Source organism: Microbacterium sp. Bi128, assembly GCF_918698205.1.
The window spans coordinates 1-12,444 of the sequence record NZ_CAKKMM010000094.1 but is presented as its reverse complement, the minus strand read 5'-3'; the positions used below and the strand labels follow the sequence as shown (position 1 = coordinate 12,444).

Sequence of the window (12,444 nt, the reverse complement as noted above, 5' to 3'; positions counted from 1 at the left end):
GCCCACACTGGCCCTGCCCGAGTCGGACGCGACCGCGAAGTCGCGGAAGAAGGGCTCCGGGGCCAAGATCGCGGCTCTCCTCGTCGCAGCCGCACTCGTCGGGGGTGGCGCCGGTCTGGGCGGCACCTACGCCGGTCTCGCCCTCTGGGGCGGCTCGGACGGCGCGACGGCTTCGGGCCCGACCGCGATCACGGTCAACGACCCGAGCAACGTCAACGCCACCGCCGCCGTGGCGGCGAAGGTCGTTCCGAGCGTCGTCACGATCAGCGCCCGCGGCGGACAGACCGGGGGCACCGGATCCGGTGTCGTCCTCAGCGACGACGGCTACGTCCTGACCAACACGCACGTCGTGACGCTCGACGGCAAGACCGGGGACGCGCAGCTGTCGGTCACCACGTCCGACGGTCGTGTGTTCGCGGCGAAGCTCGTCGGCACCGACCCCACGTACGACCTCGCCGTCATCAAGCTCGAGAACGCGTCGAACATGACGCCCGTCGAGTGGGCGGACTCGTCCAAGCTCAACGTGGGCGACAACACCGTCGCGATCGGTGCGCCTCTGGGCCTGCCCAACACCGTGACGACCGGTATCGTCAGCGCGCTGAACCGGTCGATCCAGGTCGCTTCGTCCGCGGCGCCGAAGGACAGTTCGGACTCCGACCAGGGCAGCGAACCCGGCGGCGAGAGCCCGTTCTTCTTCGACTTCGGTCAGGGCCAGCAGAGTCCCCAGACCACCCAGACGATCAAGATCGCCGTCATCCAGACGGATGCCGCCATCAACCCGGGCAACTCCGGTGGGGCGCTCGTCGACGACCAGGGGAAGCTGATCGGCATCAACGTCGCGATCGCCAGCGCGGGCGGTTCGTCGCCCGGCGGCGGCCAGTCCGGCAACATCGGTGTCGGGTTCTCGATCCCCTCCGACATCGCCAAGCGCGTGTCGCAGGAGATCATCGACTCCGGTGCGGCGACCCACGGTCTGCTGGGCGCGAGCGTCCAGGACGCCGCCTCGATCCAGGGCGCCACCACGACCGGTGCCTACGTCGCCGACGTCTCGGCCGGCGGAGCAGCGCAGGCCGGTGGAGTGCAGAAGGGTGACGTCATCACCGAGTTCAACGGCATCCCCATCACCAACTCGGTCGACCTGACGGCTCAGGTGCGCGCGCTCGCCGCGGGTGCCGAGGCCAAGGTGACCTACGTGCGCGGGGGGAAGCAGAGCACCACCGACGTGACGCTGGGCGCCATGCAGAACTGACCTTCGGGTCCGGACGCCACCCCGCGATAGGCTCGCGGGGTGGCGTCTTTCTCGTTCGGTGCGGGAAATGCGCGAAAACTCCAGCGCATTCCGCTCTACGTGGCGGGGCGACTGCTGACGGCGGTGGTCCCGCGTTCGCGCGAGCGCTGGGTCTTCGGCTGCGCTGTCGGCGTGGCCGACGGCGCCCTCGCGCTGTGGCAGGTCGCTGCTGCGGCGGGCGAGCGGACGACCTGGCTCGTCGCGGACGACGTCCAGACGGCGGATGCCGAGGCGCTCGGCATCCCGTGGGTGCGGCGCGATTCGCTCCGCGGTCTCTGGCGCACCGCCCGCGCTCGCGTCATCGTCGTCACGCACGGTTTCGGTGACGTGCAGCGCTATGCGGTCTCGGGAGCGCTGGTCGTGCAGTTGTGGCACGGCATCCCCCTCAAGCGGATCGGACTGGACTCACCCGAGACCACCCGCAGCGCGCTCCTGCCGGAATCGCGGGCCGTGAACCGGCTGCTCGCCGTGCTGTACCGGCGCACGATGCGGCAGATCTCGCTGATCCCGGCCGCGTCGCACCTCGTCCGCGGTCGGCTCGAGACCGCCTTCGGCCTCGATGACTCCCGTGTTCCCGTTACGGGCGAACCCCGTGTCGACGTGCTCTCGCTCGGGTCCGCGGCGGATCGCCGACGGGCGGCCCGCGACGCGATCTCGGCCGCGCTGGACCTCGATCTCGACGAGCGTCGCGTCGTGCTGTACGCGCCGACCTGGCGTGACGGCGCGCCCGACCCCGCGATTCCGACGGCGACCGATTGGGGCCGCATCGACGAGGTGCTGTCGCGGCACGACGCCGTCCTGCTGGTACGTCCGCACCCGCTCAGCGTCGGCGACTACCGCCCGTCGAGCGGGCGCATCCGGCTGCTCGGCAGCGACGTCGTCGCAGACGTCACGCCGCTGCTCCCAGGGCTGGACGCGCTCATCACCGACTACTCTTCGCTGGCCTTCGACGCGGCGCTCGTGCCGCTGCCGGTCGCGTTCTTCGCGCCCGACCTCGAGGCGTACACGGCGCGGCGCGGGCTGTACGGACGTTACGCCGACGTCGCCGGTGACGACGCCGCCCGCACCTGGGCCGAGACGATCGATCGGCTCGACGGCATCCTGCACGACCCGTCCGTGGCGCGTGACGCGTCCCGCCGGCGCAGCGCGACCGTGCACGCGCACCGTGACGGGCGCAATGCCGAGCGCGTGCACCGGGCCGTCCGCGCGCGGATGGATGCCGAGGCGCGCGGCCGCTCCGCGGGGAGCCGAAGGAAGAGGACGCCATGACCGATGCCCGCTTCACCCAGGAGGACGGCCTCGCCGTTCTGGAGATCTCCGGCACAGGCCCCCGGCCCGCGGCCGTGTCGCTGGAGGGCCCTCGCGCGCGGGTCGCGGCGCGCCTGCACGGTCGCGGACGCACCTGGCGCGCGGTGCTGCCGCTGCGCGCCGCCCGGTGGGGCGGGCCCGAGCTTCCGCTCCCGACGGGGGAGTACCGTCTGCACATCGACCCGGGGGAGGCCGAGGATGCCGAGCCTCCCACGGCATCCCTCGCTCGCACCGTCCTGCCGGGCCTCAGCGCGGCTTGGGACGGCGGTCGGCTTCGGGTCGGGCCGCCCGTGGACCCGGCGTACGAATCGGGCGAGGGGCAGGCCGCGCTGGAACGGCGGTACGCCACCTCGCGCCAGCCGCTCGAGAACGCGGTGTTCTTCGAGAGCTTCTACGGCCGGACGGCGGCGTGCAACCCGTACGCGATCGATCGTCAGCTCGCCCGCGTCGCCCCCGGCGTCACCCGCTACTGGAGTGTCGTCGACCTGTCGGTGCCGGTGCCGGATGGGGCGGTCGCGGTGGTCGAGGGCAGCCCCGAGTGGTGGCGGGCCCGCGCCGCCGCGCGGCTGCTGGTGGTCAACGACTGGCTGCGTCGTCGGTTCGTCCGGACGCCGGGTCAGACGGTGCTGCAGACGTGGCACGGTACGCCGCTCAAGCGATTGGCGCTGCACCGGCCGGGATTCGACCCGCGGCGCATGCTCGCCGTGGTGCGCGAGAGCCGGCGCTGGGACGTGCTCCTGGCCCAGAGCCCGTATGCCGCGCGGGTGCTCTCGCGGGCGTACGCGTTCCGGCGGCGTCCCATCTGGGTCGAGGGGTATCCGCGCAACGACTCGCTGCAGGCCGACGACGGCGCGGCGACGAGGCGGAGCCTGGGGATCGGCGCCGAGGAACGAGTGCTTCTCTACGCCCCGACCTGGCGCGACGACCGCGACGAGATCGTCGACTTCGTCGATCCGGCCGCCTTGGCGAAAACGGCCGACGCGGTCGTGCTCGTCCGCGGGCACACGCGCACCCTCCTGCCGGGAGAGGACGCGCGCGGTCCGCGTGTCATCGACGTCACGGGGTATCCGGATGCCGCGCGCTTGTTCGCGGCGGCCGATGCCCTGATCACCGACTACTCGTCGGTCATGTTCGACTTCAGCATCACCGGCAAGCCCATGTACTTCCTCGTGCCCGACCTTGAGCACTACCGCGGACAGCTGCGCGGGTTCTACTTCGACCTGCTCGAGGCTGCCCCCGGTCCCGTCGTGCGGACGCAGGACGAGCTCGAACGCGCGATCGCCGACATCGATCCGCACATCTTCCGCGAGAGGTACGAGCGGTTCCGGCGCGTGTTCGTCGCGCGCGAGGACGGCCGGGCCGCCGAGCGGGTCGTCGCCCGCATCCTCGATCAGGGCTTCGTCGACCGCGACTGAGAAGGGATGTCGCGGGCTCAGGGAAGCGGCGTGTTGCGTCCGTCCAGCCGCGAGGTGTCGACCGTGTCGCGGGCGCCGCGCGCGATCGCCCACAGGAACCCCGCGCCCCACGGCACGTGCATCGACGGCAGCACCGCCGCCGTCCACGCCCGGTCCCGCCAGCGGCGACCCCCGCCGGGGCCGAGCGCGACCGCGCCGACGAGCGCGGCGTACGCCGTCACCGGCGCGTGGACGAGGCCGGACCGTCGCCCGCGCACCACCCCGGTCGCCTGCAGCACGCCCACGACGACCGAGGCGACCGCCGCGACGACGAGAACCGGGGGAGCGAAAAACCGCAGCGAGTTGCGTCGGCCGTAGCGGCGCACCAACTCGCCGCGCCACGCGCCGGTGGCGCGGAACTGCCGTACCAGCCGCGGCCAGCTCTCGCGCGGCCAGTAGACCACCGACAGCGTGGGATCGAACCATACGCGGTACCCGGCGCGGCGGATGCGCAGGTTCAGCTCCCAATCCTCGCCGCGGCGGATCGACTCGTCGAACGCCCCGACCTCCTCGAGCACGGTCCGCCGGAACACGCCCAGGTACGCCGACTCCGCCTCGCCCTCCTCGGTGCCGCCATGGTAGGCGCCGCCGCCGAGACCGACGCGGGAGTTGTACGCCCGCGCCACCGCCCGCTGGAACGGCGACCGGCCGTCGGCGCGCATCACGCCGCCGACGTTCGCGGCGCGGGTGCGCGCGAGGGTCGCCAGAGCGCGTCGCGTGTACCCCGGCACGAGTTCCGAGTGCGCGTCGACGCGCACGATCGTGGGGTACCGGCTGGCACGGATCGCGAGGTTCAAGCCGACCGGGATGTCGGCAGCCGGATTGTCCACGAGTACCACGCGGGCATCGGCGGCGGCGATCTCGCGGGCGATCGCCCGCGAGGCATCCGTCGACGGTCCGAGCGCCAGGACGAGCTCCACCGGCCCCGGAACCTCCTGCGCGAGCGTCGACGCCACGGCGCGGCGCAGATACCGCTCCTCGTTGAGGACGGGCATGACGAAGCTCACGCCGGCGTCGTCGGGGGGAACGGGCGCGTCTCGGCGGCCGGGGGTCGCGAGGTGCATCCGGCGATCCTTTCACGCCGACCTGGCCGGTACCCTGGAACGATGCCTCTCGCCCGCGACGCCGTCCTCGCCGTCGGGCTGCTGCGCAAGGCCCTCGCCACCCGACGCGCGCGCATCGATCTGCGCCGCATGCTCGCGGAGCGCGGCCCCCTCCCGCAGAACCGCTTCCGCATCGCCGTGTACTTCGCCGACGGTCCGGTCAACATGTACCAGATGCGTCAGTGGTACGCCCCGCTGCGCGAGCTGGCGCGCGAGTGGCCGGTCATGGTGATCTCGCGCGCCATCCGCGGTGCCGATGCGCTCCTGCGCGACGACGCGCTCCCGGTCGCCTACGCCCCCACCGTGCGCGACGTGGAACAGGTGCTCGACGAGCAGGACGTGCGCATCGTGTTCTACGTCAACCAGAACACCCGCAACTTCCAGATGTTCCGATACGGCCGCCGGTGGCACGTGTTCATCAACCACGGCGAGTCCGACAAGATGTACATGACCACGAACCAGTTCAAGGCGTACGACTACGCCTTCATCGCCGGGGATGCCGCACGCGCGCGGCTGTCCCGCACCCTGTGGGACTACGACCTCGACCGGCGCACGTTCGCGATCGGCCGGCCCCAGGCCGACCACTACTCCGGCGCGCTGCCCTACACCCCCGACGAGCGCCGCGTCGTCCTGTACGCCCCGACGTGGGAGGGGGACCGGCCCTCGGCCCACTACGGCTCGATCGTGACCCACGGCGAGGCGCTGGTCTCGGCGCTGCTGGCCACGGGTCGCCACCGCGTCGTGTACCGCCCCCACCCTCGGTCCGGCGTCGTGGATCCGGCGTACGCCGCCGCGAACGCGAGAATCGTCGCGGCGCTCGCGGCCGCCAACGCCGCGGACCCCGCCGCGCAGCACGTGCACGACACCGCACCCGACCTCGGCTGGCAGCTCGCGGCGGCCGATCTCGCCGTCGTCGACATCTCGGCGATGGTCTACGACCGGTTGGCCGCGGGTAAACCCCTGCTCATCACCCGGCCGGTCGACCCCGAAGCGCTCGTGGACGACACGGGCTACCTCGCCGCGTGCGAATGGCTGGATGCCGCGGACTCGGGCGACATCGTGGAGCGGGCGGATCGCGTACTCGACGACCCCGCGGCCGTCGAGCGCCTGGACCACTGGGTGCGGCACTACTTCGGCGACACGGCGCCCGGATCCTCGACCCGTCGCTTCCACGATGCCGTGCGCGTGCTCATGGAGCGGTGGGACGACCGGAACTCCTCGTCCGCCGGGTGAGCGCGCGTCAGCGGTCGAGGGGCGCGAGCCGTCCGATCGCCGCGAGCGGGATGCCGATCCAGTCGGGGCGGTTGCGCGTCTCGTAGATCGCCTCGTACACGGCCTTGTCGAGTTCGAAGGCCGCGAGGAGCGTGTCGGGCGCCGCCGGTCCCGTCCCCACGGTCGCGGCGTATCCGTCGAGGAACGCCTCCTGGGCGGCGATGACCCACGCCCGGACGGTTGCTCCATCGTCTTCCGCCACCGCGCCCGAGACGTAGTCGAACGACCGGAGCATGCCGGCGACGTCGCGGACCGCGAGGTCGGGGCTCCGCCGTTCCGTGATCGGACGCAGCGGTTCGCCCTCGAAGTCCAGCAGCACCCACCCGTTCGTGGGCGTGTGCAGCACTTGACCGAGGTGGAGGTCGCCGTGCACCCGCTGCAGCGGTGGCCACTCCGCCGCCGCTGCCGCGGCGTACACGGCGCGGATGCGCTCGGCGTAGGGGGTCAGCGCGGGCACCTCGGTCAGCGCGATCGTGAGCCGACGCTCCCAGGCTCCGGCGATGGTCGAGCGGACCGCGGCATCGGGGGCCACCGTGGGGAACTCCGCGGCCAGCGCGACATGCATCCCGGCGACGCTCTCGCCGAGGGCGCGAGCGGACGCGGTGAAGTCGTCCCCGGCGAGCGCCGCCTGCAGGGCGACGCGCCAGGCATCCTCGACGCCCTCGAAGAACTCTTGCGCGAAGGCCAGCGACCCGGTCACGCTCTCACCGTCCGTCGCGGTCCACGTGCCGCGCAGTTCGCCGATCGCCGCGGGGACGAAGGTGGCGCCACCGCTGGCGAGCGCCGACTGCAGCTCGACGTCGGGGTTGATCCCGGCATTGACCTGTCGGAAGAGCTTGCAGATGACCGGACGCCCACCCTCGGGCCGGAAGATGATCGAGGTGTTGGACTGCTCGCCGCTGAGCACACGCGCGGGAACGGACGCCTCCGGCACGGTCGACGGGGTCGCGAGGGGGATCCCGACGAGCCCCTCCGGAGCGAGGGCATCGCTCCTAGCCGAGGACACCAAGCCGAAGAGCAGATCGGTGAAGGCGCCGTCGGTCGTGGCATCCGACCAGACCCGTCCCTCGTCCGCGGGACCGATCAGGCTCCCGGGCAGCACCCCCTCGGGGTCGCGCCGTGACACGGGCACCTGATACACCACGGGGGGAGTGGCAGCGTCGTCGCGCACGAGCAGCAGCCGGGATGCCGCGGCATCCAGCTTCCACTCTGCGACGAGGGTCAGTTGTGGATCACGGCCCTTCGTCCCATACCAGCGCTGACGCGGCATCCAGACGGCGAGGAGATCGAGGAGGTCGCCCATGTCGCGAGGCTAACGCGATCCGCCCGCTTGCGCCCAGGTCTTGCGTCCGGACGGAGTCGATGAGAAGGGCGGTCAGGATGCCTCGGTCGATGTGTCGTCGTCGGGCTGCTCCTTGCGTCGGGGGAGTGCCTTTCGCGCCACGGACCCCGTGCGGCGGGTCGCCGACCCGACCGCTCCGGCGATCGCTCCGCCCACGCGCTGGACTCCGCCGGCGGCGCGACGCTCGAGTCGCTCGGCTCCGGGGCGCGGTTCGATGTCGCGCGGCAGGATCAGCGGGGGCGCACCGAAGGCGCGGCGCGAATTGACGAGGACGCGTCGGCCGAGGATGTTGTTCCCGGCCCCGCCGACCACGGCGCCGACGCCGAAGGGGAGTGCCTTCCCGAGCCAGGACGCACCTCCGCGGGCGGCGAACTGTCGGGCGAACGTGGTCTTCAGCCGGTCCACGAGCGGGCCGACCGCCGCACGCGGCAGTGTCTTGGTGACCAACTCGCCCCAATAGGTGGAACGGCTGCCGCCGCGCCCGGCGGCCTGGGAGGCCAGCTGCGAGACGAGGTCGATCCCTTCCTTGCCGAGCATCAGGGTGAGCACGAGCGCTCGGGCGCGGTCGGGGTCGTCGACGGCCACCCCGTGCACTTCCGCGACGGACTGGGCGAACAGCGCCGTCGCCTCGAGGAACCCGAAGGTCTCGACGCCGCTCAACGCGAGAGTGACGCCGGTACCGATGCCGGGGACGACCGCGGTCGCGCCCACGGCGGCGCCACCGGTCGTGACCGCGGCGAGGTAGCGCCGCTCGAGGATCCGGAGGATCTGCTGCGTGGAGGCATCCGGATGCCGAAGCCGGATGCTGCGCAAGTGGGCGAGGACCGCGGGGCGCTGCACCGCCAGGACACGGTCGAGCATCCGGATCGTGCGCGGATGCTCATCGGATCCCTCCGGCGGCAGCCCGCCCTTCCAGGGCGCGTCGTCGGGCAGGGAATGAATGCGGTGCACCTTCTCGGCCATGGGAACATCCTGCCCCGCGCGGTACCGATCGGCGGGGTCTTGACTCGCGCCGCGAATCAGACGAACAGGTTCGCGCGCTCGAGGTCTTCCGCGAAGTCGACCTCGACGGCGTACAGATCAGAGATGTCGAGCGGCTCCACACGCATGCCCTCGGTCGCGATCGCGAGCTCGATGCCGCGCTCGAAGTAGTCCTGGTCGTCGACGCGCTGGAGGTGACGCTGGAGGGTCTTCTTGTCGCGGGACGAGACGTAGTTGATGCCCACGGCCTCACCGAGGCCGCCGGTGACGACCTTCGAGAGGTTTTTCACGAAGCCCTCGGCATCGACGGTGTACTTGACCTCTTCGTCGCTCACCTTGGCGGTGTTGACAGTGACGAACGACCGGTCGGCATCGATGAGCTCGACCGCGCGCCCGAGGACCCGGGGGTCGAAGACGACGTCGCCGTTCATCCACAGCACGCCGCCGCGTCCCGTTGCGCCGAGCGCGCGCAGGAGGCTCTTGGACGTGTTGGTCTGGTCGTAGCGGTCGTTGTAGACGTAGTCGACCCGGGGGAAGGCGTCGACGACGGTCTCGGCGCGATAGCCGACCACGGTCGTGATGCGTGCGTCGCGTCCGAATGCGGCGTGGACGTTGTCGTGCTGTTGCTGCATGATGCTCCGGCCGTCGGCCAGAACGGTGAGAGGTTTGGGCAGACTGCGACCGAGTCGCGAGCCCATGCCCGCGGCGAGGATGACGATCTGAAGGGTCAAGGCAGGCTCCTGGGGGATGAGTTGTCATTTCCGGTTCACCGGAATGTCACGCCTTCGTGTCGAATTCATGCTAGCCAAACGGCCTGAGAAGGTGCATTATTCGCTCTGGTCGTTGTGGTTTCGTGATGACGCCGGATCTCGTTCCCTGGGCCCGCCCCAGGGTTCGTGTCGGAGCGGGTTGCTAGTTTGTAGTGATGACAGCGTCGCTGCCGCAGCCCCCCGAGTCCGCCCCCGCTTCGTCGGAGGACGACGCGGCGAGCGTCGACGCCGCTCCCACGGCGAAGCCGCGCGTCAGCAAGCCCCGCGCCCCGCGTCGCCCCGCGTCTTCTGCCGCGGCCGTCGCGGACGAGTCCGGAGGCGACGACACGCCGACGACACCGAAATCGGCCTCACGTGGCGCGTCGTCTCCGCGTAGTGCCTCCACGACGTCCTCGTCGCGCAGCCCGCGGCCGACGGCGGCGAAGAAGCCCGCCGCACCCGGGGCCGCCGCAGAGAAGAAACCTGCCGCGCCGCGCTCCGCCGCCGCCAAGAAACCCGCGACACCGCGCACGACGGGCGAGAAGAAGCCGACAGCGCCCCGGGCCGCGGCGACGAAGAAGCCCGCGACGCCGCGCACCCCCGTGGCGAAGAAGCCCGCCACGCCGCGCACCCCCGCGGCGAAGAAGCCCGCCACGCCGCGCACCCCCGCGGCGAAGCCGGCCGGCGTCGAGACCCCGACGGTGGTCCCGGGTCCTCCGCCCCCGCTTCCCGATGATCTGGTCGTCCCGCCGCGCCCGCCGCTTCCGTTGGTCGTGCAGCTCGGCGCGGTGCCCGCCCCCGTCGCCGCCGATCCCATTCCCGCTGATGTGGCCGTCGAGGAGCCGGTGGTCGCGGAGCCGGTCGCCGGTGCACCCCTGGTGGACGCTGAGGCTGCGACGGACGAAGCGGTGGCCTCCGAGTCCGCGCCCGACGAAGCGGTGGTCTCCGAGCCCGAGCCCGAGTCCGCGCCTGAGCTCGAGGAGCCGGTGGTCGCGGAACCGGTGGCCGCCGAGCCGGTGTCTGAGGAGTCGGCGCCCGAGGTGCCGGTGTCTGAAGAGCTCGCTGCCGAGCCGAATGTCGGGCGCACCGGTCTCGCGTCGCACGAACCGGATGACTCCGACTCGACGATCAGTCAGGACCCGACGCCGGCGGATGCACCGGTCGAGGCGCGGGTCGTAGAGGAACCGGTCATCGAAGAACCGGCGGCCGAGGAGCCGGTGATCGCTGAGCCCGAGGTTTCCGACGGCCGATCTTCCGACACGGCATCGTCGGCCGTTGCCGTCGAGGCGCCCGATGCCGACGCGGGCGTCCCGGCACTGCGGTTGCGCAGCGTGACGAAGACGTTCGGGGAGGTGCGCGCGGTCGATGGAATCGATCTGACCGTTCCCGCCGGCTCGTTCTACGGGCTCGTCGGCCCCAACGGCGCCGGGAAGACCACGACCCTCTCCATCATCGCGGGGCTCCTGCGCTCCGACGGCGGCACGGTCGAGATCAACGGGATGGACGCGGCACGCCAGTCGCGCGCAGCCAAGAAGCTCATCGGCGTCCTGCCCGATCGTCTGCGCACCTTCGATCGTCTGACGGGCCGCCAACTGTTGTCGTACTACGGCGCCTTGCGAGGGCTGCCCGCACCGGTCGTCGAAAGCCGCGCAGCGGATCTGGCTCGCGCCTTCGACCTCGTCGAGGCCCTCGGGCGTCCGGTGTCGGACTACTCGGCGGGGATGACCAAGAAGGTGATGCTCGCGGGGGCCATGATCCACTCGCCGCGCCTGCTCGTCCTCGACGAACCGTTCGAGGCGGTGGACCCGGTGTCGAGCGCGGTGATCCTCGACATCCTGCGCGCCTACGTCGACCACGGCGGAACGGTGATCCTCTCCAGCCACGGCATGGAACTCGTGGAGCGGGTGTGTTCGCGCGTCGCGGTGATCGTGGCCGGTCAGGTCCTCGCCGAGGGCACGGTCGACGAGGTGCGCGGTGGCTCGACGCTCGAGGAACGTTTCCTCGAGCTCGCGGGCGGCCTCGGCGACGTGGAGGGGCTCGAGTGGTTGCACACGTTCTCCGCCTGAGACTCGCGATGATGCTCGGCGCCCTCCGGGGCGACCGGGATCACGTTCTCCGTCGTGCGGTCGGGCTGTTCGTGCTGGTCGCGGGAACGGTCTTCGCCGTCATCAACGTCGTCGCTCTCGCCGACGCGAACCGGCTGACGACGGCGGTGGTGACCGTGCTCGCCGGTTCCGCGGTCACGCTCGGTTTCGCGATCGCCCCGCCGGTGACGGCATCCGTCGATCCGCTCGATCCGCGGCGCTTCGCCGTCGTCGGCGCAGAGCCGCGTCCCCTCGCGGCCGCGCTGTTGCTGGCGGGGCTGCTCAGCGTGCCGGTGCTGGTCGTCCTCGTCCTCGCCGTGAGCCTCGCGGTGGCGTGGACAGCGCAGGGCGCGTCCGTCGTGGCGAGCGTGGCCTCGATCGTGCTCGGGATCGTCACGTGCGTCCTCCTCGCGCGGGTGAGCATGGCGCTCGGGGCTCTCGTGCGCCGGCCTCGCCAATCGCGTGAGCTCATCGGGGTCTACCTCGTCGCCGTCCTCGTGGTGGTCGTGCCGGTCGGCATCTTCTTCGGGTCTCTCGAGTGGCGGGGCTCGGTGCCGACGCAGTTGGTGTCCGCCGCCGAGGTGCTCGCCTGGACTCCCGTGGGCGCCGCATGGAGCATCGCCTTGGCGCCGAGCACCGGTGCGGCGATCGGCAGCGTCGTCGTGGCGCTGGCGACCGTCGCCCTGCTCGCGGCGGCGTGGTTCGCGCTCGTCCGCATCCTGCTGACCACCACACCGCGTCCGGTCACGGTGCGCGAGCGCGCGGGTCTCGGGTGGTTCGCCCTGCTGCCCGGCACCCCCGGAGGAGCCGTCGCGGCGCGCAGTCTCTCGTACTGGCTGCGCGATCGTCGCTATGTCGTGAAC

10 protein-coding genes and 1 pseudogene are annotated in these 12,444 nt (G+C 71.8%); 6 read left to right on the top strand and 5 right to left on the bottom strand.

The genetic code is table 11. From position 1 onward, the window contains the following. From LQV45_RS09485 to LQV45_RS09475, 3 genes are all read left to right on the top strand, one after another. Nucleotides 1-1,249 (top strand): S1C family serine protease (locus tag LQV45_RS09485; protein WP_230006797.1); only part of this gene is annotated, 1,249 nt, incomplete at its 5' end. Nucleotides 1,250-1,288: 39 nt separating this feature from the next. Then, nucleotides 1,289-2,557 carry a CDP-glycerol glycerophosphotransferase family protein gene (locus LQV45_RS09480; RefSeq protein WP_230006796.1) on the top strand — a complete coding sequence of 423 codons (1,269 nt, stop codon included), beginning with the start codon at nucleotides 1,289-1,291 and terminating at the stop codon, nucleotides 2,555-2,557. After that, a complete protein-coding gene (locus tag LQV45_RS09475) occupies nucleotides 2,554-4,011 on the top strand; it encodes a CDP-glycerol glycerophosphotransferase family protein (protein ID WP_230006795.1) in 1,458 nt (485 codons plus the stop codon). Before LQV45_RS09480 ends, LQV45_RS09475 begins: the two co-directional genes overlap by 4 nt. A 17-nt stretch (nucleotides 4,012-4,028) precedes the next feature. On the opposite strand, the gene LQV45_RS09470 is transcribed toward LQV45_RS09475, so the two are convergent. Next, on the bottom strand, nucleotides 4,029-5,114 hold the full coding sequence (locus LQV45_RS09470; protein WP_230006794.1) for a glycosyltransferase: 1,086 nt from the start codon (nucleotides 5,112-5,114) through the stop codon (nucleotides 4,029-4,031). A gap of 42 nt (nucleotides 5,115-5,156) precedes the next feature. Between LQV45_RS09470 and LQV45_RS09465 the strand changes: the two genes are divergently transcribed. Next, nucleotides 5,157-6,386, top strand: coding sequence for a hypothetical protein (locus LQV45_RS09465; protein WP_230006793.1), 1,230 nt, complete (start codon nucleotides 5,157-5,159; stop codon nucleotides 6,384-6,386). A 7-nt stretch (nucleotides 6,387-6,393) separates the two neighbouring features. Here LQV45_RS09465 and LQV45_RS09460 read toward each other — a convergent pair whose 3' ends face one another. The 4 genes from LQV45_RS09460 to LQV45_RS09445 all read right to left on the bottom strand — a co-directional run bounded on the left by LQV45_RS09460 (nucleotide 6,394) and on the right by LQV45_RS09445 (nucleotide 10,119). Continuing rightward, nucleotides 6,394-7,728, bottom strand: coding sequence for a phosphotransferase (locus LQV45_RS09460; protein WP_230006792.1), 1,335 nt, complete (start codon nucleotides 7,726-7,728; stop codon nucleotides 6,394-6,396). 72 nt (nucleotides 7,729-7,800) lie between these two features. Continuing rightward, complete coding sequence (locus LQV45_RS09455; protein ID WP_230006791.1) at nucleotides 7,801-8,730, bottom strand: hypothetical protein; 930 nt, start codon at nucleotides 8,728-8,730, stop codon at nucleotides 7,801-7,803. A 56-nt stretch (nucleotides 8,731-8,786) separates the two neighbouring features. Next, nucleotides 8,787-9,479, bottom strand: coding sequence for an NTP transferase domain-containing protein (locus LQV45_RS09450; protein WP_230006790.1), 693 nt, complete (start codon nucleotides 9,477-9,479; stop codon nucleotides 8,787-8,789). 181 nt (nucleotides 9,480-9,660) lie between these two features. Continuing rightward, complete coding sequence (locus tag LQV45_RS09445) at nucleotides 9,661-10,119, bottom strand: hypothetical protein (RefSeq protein WP_230006789.1); 459 nt, start codon at nucleotides 10,117-10,119, stop codon at nucleotides 9,661-9,663. On the opposite strand from LQV45_RS09445, the gene LQV45_RS09440 reads away from it, so the two are divergent. Together LQV45_RS09440 and LQV45_RS09435 are read left to right on the top strand one after the other, a co-directional pair. Beyond that, nucleotides 10,100-11,563 carry an ABC transporter ATP-binding protein gene (locus LQV45_RS09440; protein WP_230006788.1) on the top strand — a complete coding sequence of 488 codons (1,464 nt, stop codon included), beginning with the start codon at nucleotides 10,100-10,102 and terminating at the stop codon, nucleotides 11,561-11,563. The two genes, LQV45_RS09445 and LQV45_RS09440, sit on opposite strands and share 20 nt — an antisense overlap. Then, nucleotides 11,539-12,444 (top strand): annotated as a pseudogene (locus LQV45_RS09435) (hypothetical protein); the annotation flags it as partial. The gene LQV45_RS09440 and the pseudogene LQV45_RS09435, both read left to right, overlap by 25 nt.